Raw genomic sequence first — 17,372 nt, forward strand, 5'->3', positions numbered from 1 at the left:
GTAAGATATCCGGTGAAAAAATTGGTAGAAATGTGCTTTTATTTCGTACACTTAAGTTGTGGTATATCGATAATTTAAGTGGAGAAAACCGCTCAAAATACCATTGAATTTGCAACACAATGAGCTTTTCTTGTTTCTCTGCTTTGGTGTGGAGGTGAAGCATGGCGCACCGGAGTTTTTACCCGTTTGCAAAACCGCTTAACGAGCAACTGCAAACGCTAAAAGGCAGGATGCAGGCGCACTTGCCATGTATTGATAGGGTGTCATTTGCAAAATATCACCCAGACCAAGATGTGCTCAAATCATTTGCAGAAAGTGAGTTCGACACTTGGTGTTTAGCCCATCACGAATCAGCATTCCGTAAACTCCACCACCTCAATATTGCCTCTAAAAACGCGGTTCCTCGTATCGTCGAAGACCTTCATGATATTAATCACTGTCCTCGGGTTCAAATTTTACTCAAACACGGATATCAGTCGTCGGCTGCTATTCCTTGTTATGACAATAAAGCTTTTACTGGTTTTGTATTTTTGAACTCCACTCAACGTGATGCGTTTAGTTTAGAAGCGCTGAATGGTCTTAAACCTTATTTCGAAATGATTCGATTTGCGGTTGAATCAGAGACTCAAGTAGTCAATGCGATAGAAACGCTAGCGAACCGAATGCAATGTATGATGCCAGGCTATTCACCTGAGTATTACGCGCATACCAAACGCATGAAGTACTACAGTCAAATTATCGCAACGCAGTTAGCGGATCGTTATCACCTGAATGACGAAATGGTCGAAGATATTGGTATTTTTGCTCAGTTCCATGCGCTCGGTGATAGTCAGCTGCCAGTTGAAATTGCTAGCCGCCGAACAAATTACTCTCAAGAACAAGAGGCGATATTGATTCAACATATTGAGCGTTGTATCGATTCAGCGGATGACATAGTTGCCCGTATCGGAAATCCGGTTCACCCGAGTGTGACTTTGTTTTTGCAGATGGTTACTTATCAGTACGAAAACTTAAATGGCACTGGTTATCCGTATGGTTTAACCAGTGACGATATACCAATAGCCGCGCAAATTACGGCTGCTGCAAATGCCTTTGATTTTATGACAACGCACCATCCGTATAGACAAGCGTGGTCCATCCCATACGCATTGTTAGAGCTTGAAAAATGGGTATATCAGGGATGGTTATCTCGAGAATGTGTTAATGCTCTGCGAGAGCATCAAGGTTATATAAAGCAAATCATCCACAAATATCCTGAGCACTATACAGGCTTGGGGTTAATGTGAAGAGCAGTAACAAAGTTGAAATGTTGACGAGGAGGAATATTTAAATAATACTGTTTTTATATACAGTAACAAGTTTGGAGGTGAAGTATGTTGTGGGAAACCCTTGAAAGAGTAAACCGCTTACGCCAACAAGCACTTGCAAATCCTGAGTTTGTTGAGTCAGCAAAAGAGCACGAACAAGCACTTCAGGAGCAAGAATACCATTATCAAACTAAGAAAAAGCGTTCAGCCAAAGACAAACAAGGTAAAAAGTCGCTGGCCGATATCTATAAAGAAGTAGAGTTTGGCGCTGACGCTCGTCATTAATGTATTCACTGCGGCATTTTTCATTTCTTCATACGCTGCAGTATTCGTTCAAATTTATGCGAGAGCAGTGGGAGACCGCTACTCTCGTTGACCTGCCTATAATTTACTAATGAAGTTCAGCCGAGCAAATTATCACTAACACTTAGCAATTCTCTCAATGATCTTGTTGATGTAATGATAATGACAACGGTTTGCATTTGTATCTTTGTTGTTATATAAAACCTCCCTTATTAATCGTTCTGTTGAATAAGAACGGCAAACGTGATCAACGAATGAGAGCTCTGAATAACTGTTATTCGTAAATGGCTATTAGGTGAAGTAGGGATGTTGGAAGCTAAAGCACTCCAGTTTGAGATTGAAGGCAAGTCATTGCTAAAAGCGTTTGATGTGACATTTGAACCCGGAAAAACATACGCTCTTGTTGGACACAATGGTTCAGGAAAATCCACATTGTTAAAGTTGCTGGCACAGCAACAGCCATACACCGCTGGTGACGTGGTTCTGCATGGAACGAGCATTAACGATCTCTCAGCGAAAAAATTCGCCCAACACATTGCCTACTTGCCTCAGCATCTTCCAGTGACCGACAGTATTTTAGGTCGAGATTTAGTCGGTTTTGGTCGTTATCCATGGCATGGTTTACTTGGACGTTTGAGTAAGAAAGATCACGACATTGTTGAAGAAGCAATGGCGATGACAGGCACACTAAAATACGCAGATCGCTTAGTGGACACGTTATCTGGAGGAGAGCGTCAACGTGTGTGGCTAGCTATGCTGTTAGCCCAAAAAACCGAGTATTTGCTTCTTGATGAGCCTTTGTCTGCGCTAGATATCAGCCATCAAGTCGATATGTTGAAGCTTATCTCTAAACTCAGTCAAGAACTGGGCTTGGGCGTTATTATCGTATTACACGACATCAACTTGGCTGCACGATTTTGCGACTACATCGTTGCATTACATCAAGGTGATTTGATTGCACAAGGCAATGTTGAACAGGTGTTTACTGAACCTAAGTTGAGGGACATATATGGGATAGAGATGATGATCTCTGACCACCCTGCGGGTTACCCGGTGGCGATGCCAAGCTAAAGGTTGGAATAATGAGCAGTACAAACACTCGACTTAAACATTTCTCTTTCGCTCTCTCACTTAGTGCGCTTTTGGTCAGTTCTTTTCAAGCACTAGCTGACGCATCACCTCGGGTGATGTCGGTTGATTGGACACAAACTGAAACGATGTTGGCGTTAGGGGTTGTGCCCGTAGGCGTCGCTCAAGGGCAAGATTACGATGCTTGGGTAAAATCGCCACCGTTACCACCTCAAACTAAGGATGTAGGGTTAAGAACTCAACCCAATATAGAGCGTATTTACGAGCTCAGACCTGACCGTATTTTTATTGCCCCGTACTTCTCCTCAATGAAGCATCGTTTAGTCGATATTGCCCCCGTTACCACGATTGACTTATATGAAAGCGGGATCACAGATTGGTCGGTACTTACTCGTTTCACTCGGAGGTTTGGTGAAGAGCTGGGAAGAGAAGCGGAAGCAGAGGCGCTTATCCAACAATATGAAAAACGTTTCTCTTTATTAAAACAGCGCATAAACAAAGACCAGCCGCCGCTTTTAATGATTCAGTTTATGGATACGAAGCACGTTCGTGTTTTTGGTCAAAATAGTCTTTACTCTCAGGCTATCGAAAAGATTGGGCTGAGTAATGCATGGAATGAAAAGACGAATAGCTGGGGCTTTAGCCTAGTTGGCATCGACAAGTTAGCTGGCATAAAAGCTCAAATTGTTATCGTAGAGCCATTACCTTACGGTGGAGCGGAGCAGCTCTCTCAAGACCCATTTTGGCAATATGTTGTTCAACAATCTGGTGAAAAGGTCATGCAAGTCGCACCCGTTTGGAGTTTTGGTTCTATGCCTTCAGCTCTCCGTTTCGCAGAGTTAGTTACGGCGAGTAAGGTCGAGGAGTTAACACAATGAAAACGATGCCTTTAAGCTTTGTGGTGTTACTTTCGGCATTTACCTTTTCTATTGGTGCTTTCCAATTGTACCAAGTAAGCTCATTTTCGTTGGCTCTAAGCAGTTTATGGGAGCCTAACTTTCAATCTATCGATTCTGTTTTACTTCACTTTAGCTGGTGGCCTCGAGTCTTCACCACGATTATATCTGGTGCTGGATTAGCGGTTGCTGGGGTATTGATGCAGCAAGTGCTGCGTAACCCTCTCGCTTCACCCACGACACTTGGTGTGGCGAGCGGTTCAAGTTTTGCTTTGATGTTAGCTACGCTATTCGCACCTTGGATGTTGGATATCGCGCCTAATTTGGTTGCTCTCATCGGCGGTGTGATATCGATGGGGTTGGTGATGCTGTTGTCATGGCGACGAGCGTTATCTCCAACGGTTGTCGTCGTTTCTGGGTTAGTGATAAACCTGTACTTTGCATCATTAAGTACGGTTATTCTGATGATGAATACCGAAAAGCTGAATGGGTTAATGATATGGGGAGCCGGTTCGCTTGTTCAGAGTGGATGGGGAGATTTCTCGTATCTTGCCCCTCGAATCGCACTTGCTACGGTCGTTGCATTTGTGATTGCAAAGCCGTTAAGTCTGTTGGAACTCTCCGAGCAAGGTGCCAAGAGTTTAGGTGTCTCGCTAGCTAAGTTGCGTTTTGTCTGTCTTGGGCTTGCGGTGTTAATCACTTCTTGGGTGGTTTCTGTCGTAGGAATCATCGGTTTCATCGGGTTAGCGGCGCCAGCGATTACTCGATTGATAGGTATCAATAAAATCCAGCATAAGCTTTGGGTATCAATGCTGATTGGTGCCATGTTATTGACTTTAACCGATTTGGTTATTCAGCAACTGCCAGGGCTAATGGCGAGTTTTATACCAACGGGAGCAGCAACCGCTGCACTGGGCGCTCCGCTACTGTTATGGCTGTTACCTCGCTTATCACAAAAGACGCAGGGCCATACTCAAACAGTGTTAACTCGACATCGTGAACATGTTTACAAGCTAAACCCTAAAGCGATCTCATTGGCGTTGATCGGCACGTTAATTTCTGTTGTTCTTTTTGCCACGGTTGCTGTGCAAAATGAAGGGTGGGCAAACTTATTTTCTAGCCAAAATTGGATTTTTTTGGAGTGGCGCGCACCTAGATTATTTGCAGCAGCAATTGCGGGGGCAATGTTAGCGATTGCTGGAACCATGATTCAACGCCTAAGTGGAAACCCAATGGCAAGTCCTGAAGTGATCGGTATCAGTTCAGGGACAGCGATGGGATTGATCATCGCGATGTTTACTGGGTTTGGTTCGTCAATTTTCACTCTTTCTCTAGGCGGGCTCGTAGGTGCATTAGCGACGGTATTAGTCATTGTGCTGCTAAACCGTAAATCAGGCTTTCAGCCGGAGCGTATTTTGTTGACTGGTATTGCGATAACCGCACTGATGAATGCAATACAGAGCTTTATTCTAGCCACTGGTGACCCAAGAAGTTATCAAGCATTGGCTTGGTTGTCAGGGTCTACCTACTATGTCTCGGTTGAAACGTTACTCCCGTTGTCTTTATCTGCGCTTGTCTTTATAGGGTTGAGTTTTCTCTGCGTAAGATGGCTAGATATTCTTCCTGTCGGTGCCGCTTCCTCTAAAGCGCTTGGAATTCGAGTTGATCGTTCACGCGCAACACTGCTTCTTTTAGTTGCTTGTCTCACGGTCAGTGCGACATTGGTTGTTGGTCCGATTAGCTTTGTTGGGTTGTTGGCTCCGCATTTAGCTCGCTTATTTGGTTTTAACAAAGCGTCACAACACATGTTATGCGCCGCGATATTGGGGGCAGGGGTGATGTTGTTGGCTGATTGGTTGGGACGACAGGTCCTTTACCCGCAAGAAATACCAACAGGGCTTATGGCGTCTCTCATTGGCGGTTTGTATTTAATGTGGGGTTTACGCCGCTTATAGAAATGAGCTAAGCCTCAACCAAGAAAGTACTTATACAAATAAGCACTCGTAGTGGCATTCGTAACCTATGCGAGTGCTTTATGCAAAACCTCTGGTTTGTCTTTTACGGAAACAACTGGCGATGCCGTAACTCGCTTTTCTTTCAGCGGTCGCTGAAGTCATGAAGGGTTGGTTTGGCTGCCGACAAAAAGGAGAGAATATGACTCGGCAGTTTATGCTGACACCAACGTCGATGGCGGTTGTATTAGCTGTATCAACGCCAAATGTCTTGGCTCAGGAAGATGAAAATATAGTTGTGATTGGACAGCAGCAAGACAGTGCAGTTGGTCCAGACTTTAGTTATCTCGGAGCGAAGAGTCGGGCAGCGACGAAAACTGATATTGCTATCAATGAGACTCCAAGAGCGGTGTCTGTTGTTACGCGAGAGCAAATGGATGATCGTGCCTCTATTAGCATTTCTGACGCACTACAGTACACACCAAGCATTCAAACTAATTATTTCGGCGAAGATAACAAGCAAGATTGGTTTATTATTCGTGGTTTTAAACAGGCGAACAGTGGGTTGTATCAAGATGGTACCCGTTTATATTCTTCTGGCTTCTATAGTTGGCAAATAGATCCGTTTGCGTTAGAGAGGGTTGAAGTTTTACGTGGTGCAGCGTCTGTTCTTTATGGGCAAAACCCTCCAGGTGGGGTTATCAATGTTGTCAGTAAGCGACCTCAATTTGATGGGGGGTCAGGACTTGTATCTTTGGAGTACGGTTCTGAAGACCGTAAACAACTTTCTCTTGACGTAAACTCTGAGGTGAGTGAGCAGCTAGCTTTCCGCTTTCAAGGGTTAGCGAGAAAAAATGGGACGAGAATTAGTAGGGTAGAAGCAGAGCGCATTCTTCTCTCTCCATCGATGACGTACAAATTTAATGAGACGTCTGAAATTACCTTTCTAACGAGCTATCAAAAAGACGACTCAGATCCTTATCTGCAATTTTTGCCAGTTGAAGGAACGTTAACGCCAAACAAAAATGGAAAGATCAGTGATAGTTTAGCGATAGGCAATCCTAACTGGGAGACGTTTGAGCGTGAGCAGATGTCTTTAGGCTATGAGTTTTCTCATGCATTTAATGATACCACTTCATTTGTTCAAGCAGCTCGTTACAGCGAAATGGATGTTAAGCTAAGACAAATGTATTCGTACGTTTACTCGGCTGACGTGCCTGCGTTGGGGCCGGCTTTGGACCCATCAAATGAACGCAAAACCATACTTCGGGGTGCTTCAACAGAAGATGGGTCATCTGATGCTTTTAATATCGATAATCGTTTGATGCACCAAGTAAATGGGGGAAGTGTTGAGCATAACTTGATGTTGGGCATAGATTTTCAAATGATCAGTATCGATGGTAAAGATTTTGCCAATGACCCTATAGTTGCTGATGGTAATGCATTATTAAACACACCAATGGGAGCTTTGCCCGATCCTAGGTTTAATGTATTTAATCCTACTTATTCGGATAACATAATGTTACTCGATCCGAATACGCTACAACCATTGAGCGAAACCGATAAGCAAAGAACGAAAATCGATAATCAGCAGCTCGGCGTCTACTTTCAAGATCATATGCTGATCAACGATAAATGGGCGATGTTATTGGGCGCACGTTACGACGATACAAGTAATGAAGTACATAATGTTACCACGGGTGCTCGCACGAAAGTCGATAATGGAGAGTGGACGTTTAGCGTGGGAACGGCTTATATTTCTGATTCTGGCTTCACGCCATACTTTAGTTACTCTCAGTACTTTGATCCAATTATTCAAGAAGACAGCAATGGTAAGCCAGCGAAGCCTGAAAGCGGTGATCAATTTGAAATCGGTATGAAATACCAACCGGATTCATTTGATGGTTATTTCAATATTGCAACGTATCGGGCAACAAAAGAAAACTTGGCTCGTATCTACTTGAGTGAATTAACGCAAATAGGAAAAATAGAAAATAACGGCGTTGAGTTTGAAGCTGTAGCTAATGTGACACCATCCTTAACATTGATCGGGAACATTGCGTACGTTGATGCAGAGATAAAAGAAGACATCAATAAGGCATGGGTTGGCAAAACACCTTCCCAAGTGGCGAATACCGTATCATCAGCTTGGGCACATTATCGTTTCTTTGATGGACCTCTTGATGGCTTTGCTGTTGGCTTAGGCGCGCGCTATACAGGTGAGTCATACGGAGACAATGAAGAGAGACTAAAAGTACCAAGTTATTTCTTAATGGATGCGACGGTCAGTTATCGAATCGGCGATTACAAGCTACAAGTCGCAGCTAAAAACATCGCGGATAAAAAGTACATAGCGACATGTGATGGCTTTTGTTGGTATGGCGACCGACAAAATGTTATTGCAAGTTTAACTTACGACTGGTGAGTTAACGTATAAATAAACACCCCTCACTTTAGGGGTGTTTATTTAGAAATCGGCTTTACGGACAAAGTGCGGGTTTTTGTACTTTTTCTGCGGGCCAAACGATGATACGACAAGTTTGTTCCATAATGTTTTGTCAAACTCACCCTTTGGAATCGAAGGGTAGAGGGTTTCCTCTTCTTCTCTTGCAAAGTTCATATATTGTTTCTTTTTAATTTGATTGTACTTTTTGGCGATCTGGTTATGTTTTCTTACCCACTCCAGCTTGTAATTGTGGAGCACTTTTTCACCATCTTCGAGACTCATTCGAGATAGGAACAGTCGCTTGTATGAGACCTTTCTGTCCAGCATTGTGCGCATAACGGTTTGGATATATTTACCGTGATGCGTAATGGTAATGTCGTTTTCATCAACAGGAGTGACACACCAGCCTTTAGGTAAAAAGTCTGGCTTCTTAAATTGCTTATTACGCTCCATTAGCGCCTGATGTAAAACTAAATCAGAGGTGCCGCGGAACGTCTTTTGCCATTTACCGATACGAATTTGAATCGAACCAGGCAAGCGATAGATGTTAGTAAACTTATCTTTGTCCATGGACTTGTGTCATGAGATTAATGTGCATAATTAGAAAGCGGAATTCAGCCCAATGCCACAGGCAGTAGACTTAAGTACCGTACGATTTTACAACGACCTTGCGTGATATAGCGAGGGGTTATGTCAATAATAGGTAAGAAATAGAAAATTAGTTCACATTATGAAGAAATTGGAAGCTTACAAGGCTAAATTTTGAAGTTACACCAATTATGCCCATGCCGACTAAATAAAAGAAGGCACGGGCATAAAATCACACCGCTTCTTCGAGTTGCTTGGTGTCTTCTTCAATCTGTTGTAGGTGTCGGTTTGCTTGCTGTAACTGATACATTTGAGCATAACGACCATTTTGCGTTAAGAGTGCTTTGTGTGTGCCTTTCTCGACTAACTCCCCATGATGAAGAACAATGATTTGGTCTGCATCTAAGATAGTTGAAAGCCGATGAGCAATAACAACGAGCGTCATGTCTTGTCTGAGGACCGCCAAGCTCTTTTGGATTAAAGCCTCTGTTCCTGAGTCAATATTTGCGGTTGCTTCATCTAATATCAATACCTTAGGTTTTACCACAAGCACACGTGCTAACGCCAAAAGCTGTTTCTGACCTGCAGATAAATTAGTTTCGCCTTGACCTAACTGCGTGTCTAGCCCGTTAGGGTAACGATGAATTTGTTCTGCCAAACCTACCTTGTCTAACGCATCCCATATTTGATTGTCATCAACCGCCCGACTGAGAGAGATGTTTTCTCTGACTGAAGCAGGGAGAATATGTGGATCTTGTTGAACCATTGCCACATCTTTGCGAAGTACGTCTTTCCCTAATGTTTTAAGTGGACGACCATCTATGAGCAGTTCACCACATTGCGTTGGATAAAAGCCCATTAACAGTGACGCTAATGTGCTTTTACCGCTTCCTGTATGCCCGACAAGCGCGATAAAGTCTTGGTGGTTGGCCTTCAACGAAATGTCTTTTAGGACGTCCTGTTTACCATCGTAGCTAAATGTGAGGTCTTTAAGTTCGATAGCACCTGACCTTAATGGTTGATGATCGCCCCCGTAAGTTTGTTCTTTCGCGTCAATCAATTCAAAAACACGTTCGCTTGACACTAACGCCTGCTGAAGTAGAGCAAGTTGCTGAGTCATCTCAATTAGTGGTTCAGTAACTCGCGCAAGATAACTGATAAATGCATACAGTACCCCCACACCAATCAACTCAATACCATTAAAACCAAAGATCGCAACCAAGCAAAGCAACGCAAGACCAGCGAGTAAGTCCATTAATGGTCTTAGCAGATAGCCGTTTAGCCGAATCACTCGTTTAGATGCCACCAGATGCTCTGCGGTTAGCTCGTTGAACTGTTTATTAAAACGCTCTTCTTGTTGCATTAATTGAATGACACTCATCCCTTGAATGGATTCACTCAGATTCGCATTTATATCGGTCAATAGGTCACGCATCTTTCGGTAGCTTTCTGTACTTAGCTGCTTAAACAAGTACATAAAGCCGATGACGATCGGCAGCAATACAAGCACAACGAGTGTGAGCTTCCAGCTCATGAAAAACATAACGCCAAGCATTACGACAATCATGACCACGTTTTTCACCACGGTCGCGATCAAAAGCTCATAAAATTGCTGTAAAGATTCCGTATCGTTGGTGATTCGCGACACCAATTTTCCAGCAGGAGTGTAATCAAACGCAGATAACGGCTGCTTAATCACGCCAGAAAATACTTGCTTACGAATCGCTTTGATCGTGTTAGCCGCGACAATGCTAAATTGCAATGACTGAAAATACTGGAATGTTGCCGATACGATCTGAAGAGCGATATAACCTACTGCTAGCGAAATCAGAACACTTTGTGAATAGTCACCTTTAGCGATGTGCTCATCAATGAAATATTGAATCAACCAAGGGCCGCCGGCGCTAGCTAACGCTGCAATAAACAACAAGGCGAGTCCTTTAATCATTGGCTTTGGTTGAGATAATGGGTAAGACATTAACCGTTTAAACGTGCTGGTCTGGTTCATTCATTATTCCTCCATCGCCTGCTCTAGTTTCTGATACTCGAACATCTCGGCGTACCAGCCTTTATGCGCTAATAACGCGCTATGTTGCCCACGTTCAGTAATGTGTCCGTGATTCAATACAATGATCTCGTCTGCTGCTTCCAATGCGGTGAGGCGGTGCGCAATAACGATTAGGGCTTGATTACGGTAGTATGTTTCCAAATTCTTAAGGATTTGATGTTCGGTCCGTCCATCAACAGCGGAAAGTGCATCGTCCAAAACCAACACTTGAGCATTCAGCAGCATAGCGCGTGCTATCGCAATACGTTGTTTTTGCCCGCCGGAGAGTGTAATGCCTTTTTCACCAACTTCTGTTTGATAGCCTTCAGGAAACTTTTCAATATCGTCATGTATACAGGCTAACTTTGCTGCTCTATAGACTTCTTCTTTCTCTGCATTAGGGTTGCCTAGGGCAATATTGTCGAAGATAGATTTGGAGAATAGAAACGGACTTTGGTTAACGACAGCAAAACGGTTGCGCCACTGTGGAAGTAGGGCATCCTTGATCTCGACATCACCGAATTTAATTGAGCCGTTTTCTAAATCATGTTGACGCAAAAGTAGCGTTAACAGGGTCGATTTTCCGCTTCCTACCGGCCCTGCAACTCCCAACATTTTTCCGGGTTCCAGTTCGATGTTTACTTCCGTCAAAGCGGGCGGTAAATCACTAGACCAATGGAAATCGTCGATATCAATTTTCAACGGAAGTGGTTTATTTTCTATTGGCTTATTGCCACTGATAATTTCTGGCTTTTCATCAAAGATCTCTTGTAGTCGGTTCCATGCGGCAGAGCCTCTTTCTAAAATGTTAAATAGGAATGCGAATGCCAGCATCGGCCATATCATCAACCCTAAATACATCGTAAATGCGGTCAGATCACCAAGCGTGATCTCACCTTTATCAACAAGGTAAGCACCAGCAGCGACACTAAGAAGGAAAGAAAGACCGATGGTTAACTGAATTGCCGGGTCAAATCTAGCATCGACTCTTGCGACAGCGATGTTCTTTTCGCCAGTATCATCCACAACCTCTTCAAAACGTTGCTGCTCTTGGTTTTCTAATCCGAAAGCACGCAGCATTCGCACGCCATTAAGTGACTCTTGTGTCATGTCTGACATGGTAGAAAAGGCTTCCTGAGCGACACGAAAGCGTTGATGTAGGATACGCACAATAAAGAAGATGATGATGGCAAGAAATGGCATTGGAAGAAGCGCCATTACGGTGAGCTTCCAGCTTACTTGCGTTACCATAATGATTAAAACCGCAATACCAGTGATCAAAGAGTCTGCGGCGGTTAAAACCCCTTCGCCGGCTGTCATAACGATATTACGCACATCATTAGTGCCACGAGCCATCAGATCCCCCGTCTTGTAACGTTCAAAAAAACGAGGTGGCTGTGTCGATAAGTGCCTATATAGACGGTTACGTAGAATGGTCCCGAGTTCCCAGCTTGCGCCGAAAAGCCAAATTCGCCATAAGATGCGACACCCATAAATAGTAAAGATCAGTACAGTTAACCCTGAGAGCCATAGAATCAGCGTATTTGTATCTAAAGTGTTGTCTACGACACCATCAACGATGATGCCAACTGCTTTGGGCGGAACAAGCTGTAGTGCTGATATCACAGCGAAAAGCAGAATGGATCCGACATAGTGCCTCCACTTTTGTTGGAAATACCAACGTAGCTGCCAGAATATTCTCATTGCGCCTCCCGCTTTAAATTATTGAATTTGTTATAGAACTATTATTGAGCGAAATGATGAGTTTACAAGCACAAGTTATAGGCGGGTTTAAAAACGATAGATTGTTTCAATTATAACCATGTGTCGGCGCAAATTACTGGTTTTATCTCTATGAGCTAACTGTGCGACGACATTATGTGAAATAGTTGTTAATGGTGGTTTTGGAGCCATGACCTTGCAATAACGATGAAGACACCAAAAGTAAAAGTGTTACTGCCACTCTCTATGGGAATTAGCAATCGTCAGTTTGTATTTTGTATTTCACTTGGCCACCAGGAGTTTCTGGGTAGTAAACTTCGACATAACACATATGTTCTGGACCAACAGGCTTGTTTGCAAAACCAATAAGGAAGTAGGGTTCGTCTGGGCTGTCTACCCCATACCAAGTGTTGATAGTGAGTTGCGGATCAAAGCCCGCTAGCTCTTTTGCTGGAATAACATTTTTGATAAATCCAAAGTAACCAATTAGGTCGTTATGGCCGTCATTATCTAGATCAATGTTATATTGTATGCCGCCATCTACTGTCTCTTGAGATTGAATCACTGCTTTGGTGTAGACAAAGTTGTTGGCGGTCATGAGTGCTTCTCTGGCTCCATATAGAACCGCAACTCTGGCATCTTTTTGTAAGCCAAGAAATTTAGGAAATGCAACGACGCTTACAATACCAAGAATGATGATGCACACAATGAGTTCAATAAGAGTAAATCCTTGAGAGCGACGCACAGCCTTTCTCCATGTTTTAGAAACGAATAGGCGGCTATTCTGATATAGAAACTTTCAGGTCAAGTATTAAAAAAGAATGATAGTAAGAGATCGGGATTGCAAATCTCAAATATAAAACAAGTTGCTTATTTTCGAGATGAGGAGTGATTTTGATAAAAACCAAGGAATGAACTCGAGAGGATAAAATCCTCCCGAGTAAAGCGACTAAGATTCGTGTGTCAGAGCACTGCTGTTACGTTTAAAAATGAATCGCCAAATAAATAAGACAATTGCGATGTAACCTAATCCTACACCAAGCGCTTGCCAGTGCATGCCGTTATACATCGCGATTGGCATCAAAGAGATGATGAAGATGTCAGTGATTGAGCCTGGGACATAAGCGATGGCGTAATCATCAAGTACCTTGCTACGCATCTTTGGATCAACAATACGAAGTAGAGCAATACCCATAGCTACCGTACCGGTCAACCAACCCCAAGAGAAGATGCCTTTCTCAAACCAATCTTCACCCATGATTCGTGGTGCTACCCAAAAGATTAACCAAAGTGTGAAACTTACACCGCCAATTGCTAGTACTACCATAGGCATTAAGTACTGGGCTAAGACGGTAATCTTGATGGCTGAGATACCAAAGATAATCAAATAATCGGTACTGATGCCCGCAGCGTGTTTGAATGCACCGTCACAAAGATAGCGTGAAGCTTTCGTTTGTTTCGCGATGATTCGCACAAGCATGCCGCCAAGGAAGCCGGTTACGAACGTAGGAATTTGTACCTTATCGTGGAAAGAAGATAAGTAGTTAGCCGCTACATACGAGAAAGCCGTTACCACTACAACCAACGCCGCGTGAATCGCGAAAGAATCGACTGACAGGGAAGACATGGTGTCTTTCATTACCGGTTCTTGATCAACAGGCTTAACAAGGCCCTTGCGTTCGTGTTCGTCCATGCTGTCGAAGGTCGTAAAGCTACGAATCCAACCCATCTTCAATGCGAATTGCAGCATGAGCATGCCGACAGAAATCGAGATGAAAATACCCACGGTTGCGAACGTTAAGCCAAGTGTGAAGCCATCTTCCCAGCCAAGCCCCGTGAAGATTTCACCAACAACAGATGCAGAGCCATGTCCGCCCATAAAACCCGCAGACATTGTCACACCAAAGCCAGGATTAATCTCTGGCCAGAAGAAGGTTGTGAGAACTAGACCAAACATTGCCGCAAACAACCACTGAGAAACAGAAGCGATTTGGTTAAACGCCCACAATGAGCCAGCACGCTGTGCGACGGTTTTAGGTGATGGAACATCCGTTGCCAGACCTAACGCAGAAAAAAGTGCAGCAGTTAATAGGCTTGCGTTAGCGGTAAACGTATCGGTCCAAGGCAGTACGTCTAACAGGGCTGGTCCAAAAATTAGACCGAATAATCCTGCGAGAACCGCCGATGGAATGTACATACGCTGTAGTAATGGCGCGTGAACGCGAATGACTTTTGCCAAAATCAATAGTAAGCCAGCGATGGCTAAGTCAGTCAGCATTAGACCTTTAGGCATCTTATCCTCCAGTAAATGCAGTCAAGGGGTAGCGTCCTTGTGACCTACCTTGAATAAAAATCTCTCTCAAGCCAAAAAGCCACATACGTGACTAAAAGCGTTGAGAAATCAATGTCGTTTTCATAAGCAAAGGAATGTGCTTATGCAATTTGAAATGAGTGTAAATGTTGTGATTGCACACGAACAGGAAGAGAAATTTGATGAAATTTCTCGATGTTATTTTGATAGTTCACTCAGGAAAGGCGGCAATCCTAGTCACTTTGTCAGAGCAATGCAATTGATGGGAATCAACAAATAGTGTTCACTAAGTGAGCGTTCTATACTAACGGCCTGAAAAATAAAGACAATTAACAAGAAATAATATTTGTCATATCGACAATAAAAGTTGATTGAGTGGTTAAATTGTCGCCGCTTTATGAGGTGGTGTTACGGATTCACATGCGAAAGAACAAAATCAACCAAGGTGCGGTTTTTAAGGGAAAGCTGTTTTGAACGGTAAAGCAGGTGGATCGGTTTTGGCTTGGGAGTATGTTGCTGGAGAATTTCTACCAAGACACCAGATTGAATTTCCTGTTCAACTAAGATCTTTGGTTGAAGAAGAACACCAGAGCCTTTTAACGCGGCAAACTTAAGCACATCACCATTATTAGACGTTAATCGGGTGTTGCTGTTTCCAAAGGTATTAGATGGCATGTTCACCACCTGTTGGCTTTCCCCTTGGTGGTACTGAAATCCCAAACAATGATGATGTTCAAGGTCATCAAGCGATTGGATAGGGGCATGCAGCTTAAGATAAGAGGGTGAGGCGCAGTAAGTCATGTCGTATTGCCCGAGTTTTCTTGCAACTAACGATGAATCGACCAACTCACCAATACGAATAATCACGTCTGCTTCGCTTCGATATGGGTCAATCAAACTGTTATCCAACATTAACTCAACGTTCAGTTCGGGAAATTCTGCTAAGAAGTCAGCCACGATGGGCGCAATCACCTTTTTACCATAGGTAACTGGGCAGTTAACTTTTACTGTTCCAGTTGGGCGGTTGATCAGCGTCTGGATTAGGTTCTCTGCGTTGGTGATGTCTTCAATAATGCGGTGGCACTCTTGATAGTAGAGTCTGCCAGCTTCGGTCAAGGACTGTTTGCGCGTGGTGCGATGAATCAGCTGCGTACCTAAGCTTTGCTCAAGAAAGCTCATGTGCTTGCCAACCATGGTCGGTGAAATATCAAAGTGGTGTGCTGCATTACGAAAGCTGCCGTGTTCGACCACGTAAGCGAAAACTTTCATGCTTGTTAATTTATCCATTGCACACCCAGAGTTGATAAAGAAATAACTAAAGCAGAGTTTATCAATCAAATGAGGTTAATTACAGTGGGCGTATGATTAAGAATGGAGAAAGAGAGCCATCATGAGCGAGACGATTTTTGTTACCGCCGAACTGAAAATGAATGCCGATAAGCCAAGACAACAAGTGGTTGAAGCCATTGAACAATTTTGCCTTGATATGCAAAGCGAAGCGGGGTGCTTGCAAGCGAATGCGACCTACGATTCTAAAGCTCCACAACGTGTGATTCTTTGGGAGCGATATGAAAACCGCGCCGCGATTGAAGCGCATTTTGCTATGCCGCATACACAAGCGTTTATTGCGGCTGAAATGGCAGAGTTAGTTCAAGCATTCGAAACCCAAGCTCAATAGGAGACGTGAACATGAAATGGGGCATTTTAGGCACAAGCTTTATCTCAGGAGTCATGGCTGAGGCAATCCAAGGCGATGACAAGAGTGAACTGTACGCGGTTGCTGGGCGTTCGGAGCAGAACTTACAGGCATTCGCTGAGCAATATGGCATCGAGAATACGTTCAACGATTACGATGCGTTGATTGCTGATGAGCAAGTCGACATTATTTATATCGCATTGCCAAATCACCTTCATCATGACTTTATCGTCAAAGCGGCTGAGCATGGCAAAGCGATCCTGTGTGAAAAGTCACTTTCGGTAGATATGGAAAAAACCGAGCTGGCACTTCAAGCCGTAGAAGCGCACAAGGTATTCTTTGCTGAAGGCTTAATGTACTTGCATCACCCATTGATCAGTGAGTTGGTTTCGGTGCTTAAATCGGGAGAGATTGGTGAACTTCGCTCCATCCATACGTCTTATATTGCGTCGATTGCGCAGTTTGTTAATCCAGACAGCAAAGGTGCTTTGTATAACTTAGGTTGCTATCCAATGTCATTAGTGCATTTGGTGGTTAAAACCATGTTGGGTGAACAAACCTTTGAGAACCGTTCAATGAAAGCGATTGGCCGACGAGGTAATGATGGGAATATCTGCGAGTCGAGCTTGATGATGCAATTTGGTGAGCAACAAACGGTGAGCGTACATACTGCCGAAGATCATGGATTGAAACACCAGTTCACCATTCTGGGTAGCAAAGGCTGTATTACCTTAGATTCAAACCCATGGCTACCAACGCAAGATAACCAGTTTAGTGTGGAAATTTACGAGACGTCGAAGCGGGAAGTGTCTGTACCGGCAACTGGGGACGCTTTCTTCTATCAAGTGCGCAATATTCGCCAAGCGGTTGAAGAGGGGCGTACCTCGTTAGAAAACCCTTGTGCAACATGGGAAGACTCTCACCGTATTATGCAGCTACTGACTGAGTGGGAATCACTGGCTTCAAAGTAAGTGTGTACTTGAACCAATGAACATAAAAACGGCGCACTAAATCC

At 43.7% G+C, this 17,372-nt stretch carries 15 protein-coding genes; 9 read left to right on the top strand and 6 right to left on the bottom strand.

Features of this window, described 5'->3' with window-relative positions:
• Positions 1–161 precede the first annotated feature (161 nt).
• From R7D93_RS14725 to R7D93_RS14750, 6 genes are all read left to right on the top strand, one after another.
• Positions 162–1,286, top strand: coding sequence for an HD-GYP domain-containing protein (locus R7D93_RS14725; RefSeq protein ID WP_054701448.1), 1,125 nt, complete (start codon positions 162–164; stop codon positions 1,284–1,286).
• A gap of 87 nt (positions 1,287–1,373) precedes the next feature.
• Positions 1,374–1,592, top strand: a complete 219-nt coding sequence (locus R7D93_RS14730; protein ID WP_005377723.1) for a hypothetical protein — start codon at positions 1,374–1,376, stop codon at positions 1,590–1,592.
• A 324-nt stretch (positions 1,593–1,916) separates the two neighbouring features.
• The gene (locus R7D93_RS14735; RefSeq protein ID WP_005377721.1) at positions 1,917–2,681 is read left to right on the top strand and encodes an ABC transporter ATP-binding protein; all 765 of its coding nucleotides are present in this window, start codon (positions 1,917–1,919) and stop codon (positions 2,679–2,681) included.
• Positions 2,682–2,692: 11 nt separating this feature from the next.
• Positions 2,693–3,577, top strand: coding sequence for an iron-siderophore ABC transporter substrate-binding protein (locus tag R7D93_RS14740; RefSeq protein ID WP_054574124.1), 885 nt, complete (start codon positions 2,693–2,695; stop codon positions 3,575–3,577).
• Positions 3,574–5,550: a Fe(3+)-hydroxamate ABC transporter permease FhuB gene (gene fhuB, locus R7D93_RS14745; protein ID WP_225472889.1), complete on the top strand. Its 1,977-nt coding sequence runs from the start codon at positions 3,574–3,576 to the stop codon at positions 5,548–5,550. The genes R7D93_RS14740 and fhuB overlap by 4 nt, the downstream gene beginning before the upstream one ends.
• Positions 5,551–5,749: 199 nt before the next feature.
• Positions 5,750–7,972, top strand: a complete 2,223-nt coding sequence (locus R7D93_RS14750; protein ID WP_225496842.1) for a TonB-dependent siderophore receptor — start codon at positions 5,750–5,752, stop codon at positions 7,970–7,972.
• A gap of 42 nt (positions 7,973–8,014) precedes the next feature.
• Here R7D93_RS14750 and R7D93_RS14755 read toward each other — a convergent pair whose 3' ends face one another.
• From R7D93_RS14755 to R7D93_RS14775, 5 genes are all read right to left on the bottom strand, one after another.
• The gene (locus R7D93_RS14755) at positions 8,015–8,563 is read right to left on the bottom strand and encodes a hypothetical protein (protein ID WP_017820633.1); all 549 of its coding nucleotides are present in this window, start codon (positions 8,561–8,563) and stop codon (positions 8,015–8,017) included.
• Positions 8,564–8,813: 250 nt separating this feature from the next.
• Positions 8,814–10,589, bottom strand: a complete 1,776-nt coding sequence (locus R7D93_RS14760) for an ABC transporter transmembrane domain-containing protein (protein WP_053303099.1) — start codon at positions 10,587–10,589, stop codon at positions 8,814–8,816.
• 3 nt (positions 10,590–10,592) lie between these two features.
• The gene (locus R7D93_RS14765; RefSeq protein ID WP_025998567.1) at positions 10,593–12,332 is read right to left on the bottom strand and encodes an ABC transporter transmembrane domain-containing protein; all 1,740 of its coding nucleotides are present in this window, start codon (positions 12,330–12,332) and stop codon (positions 10,593–10,595) included.
• A 271-nt stretch (positions 12,333–12,603) separates the two neighbouring features.
• Positions 12,604–13,095, bottom strand: a complete 492-nt coding sequence (locus R7D93_RS14770; RefSeq protein WP_005377704.1) for a type II secretion system protein — start codon at positions 13,093–13,095, stop codon at positions 12,604–12,606.
• Positions 13,096–13,299: 204 nt separating this feature from the next.
• On the bottom strand, positions 13,300–14,643 hold the full coding sequence (locus R7D93_RS14775) for a sodium/glutamate symporter (protein WP_225496844.1): 1,344 nt from the start codon (positions 14,641–14,643) through the stop codon (positions 13,300–13,302).
• A gap of 142 nt (positions 14,644–14,785) precedes the next feature.
• On the opposite strand from R7D93_RS14775, the gene R7D93_RS14780 reads away from it, so the two are divergent.
• Positions 14,786–14,941, top strand: coding sequence for a hypothetical protein (locus tag R7D93_RS14780; protein ID WP_154204611.1), 156 nt, complete (start codon positions 14,786–14,788; stop codon positions 14,939–14,941).
• A 128-nt stretch (positions 14,942–15,069) separates the two neighbouring features.
• On the opposite strand, the gene R7D93_RS14785 is transcribed toward R7D93_RS14780, so the two are convergent.
• Positions 15,070–15,948 (bottom strand): LysR family transcriptional regulator, encoded by an 879-nt coding sequence (locus R7D93_RS14785; protein ID WP_170890613.1) that lies wholly within the window; start codon positions 15,946–15,948, stop codon positions 15,070–15,072.
• Between the two features lie 103 nt (positions 15,949–16,051).
• Between R7D93_RS14785 and R7D93_RS14790 the strand changes: the two genes are divergently transcribed.
• Both R7D93_RS14790 and R7D93_RS14795 read left to right on the top strand, forming a co-directional pair.
• Entirely contained in the window at positions 16,052–16,339 is a 288-nt protein-coding gene (locus tag R7D93_RS14790) for a putative quinol monooxygenase (RefSeq protein WP_025766691.1), read from the top strand.
• A gap of 11 nt (positions 16,340–16,350) precedes the next feature.
• The gene (locus tag R7D93_RS14795; protein ID WP_225496846.1) at positions 16,351–17,328 is read left to right on the top strand and encodes a Gfo/Idh/MocA family protein; all 978 of its coding nucleotides are present in this window, start codon (positions 16,351–16,353) and stop codon (positions 17,326–17,328) included.
• The last annotated feature ends 44 nt before the right edge of the window (positions 17,329–17,372 follow it).

It is taken from the genome of Vibrio sp. YT-15, from assembly GCF_033337445.1.
GTDB classification, from domain to species: Bacteria; Pseudomonadota; Gammaproteobacteria; order Enterobacterales; family Vibrionaceae; genus Vibrio; species Vibrio alginolyticus.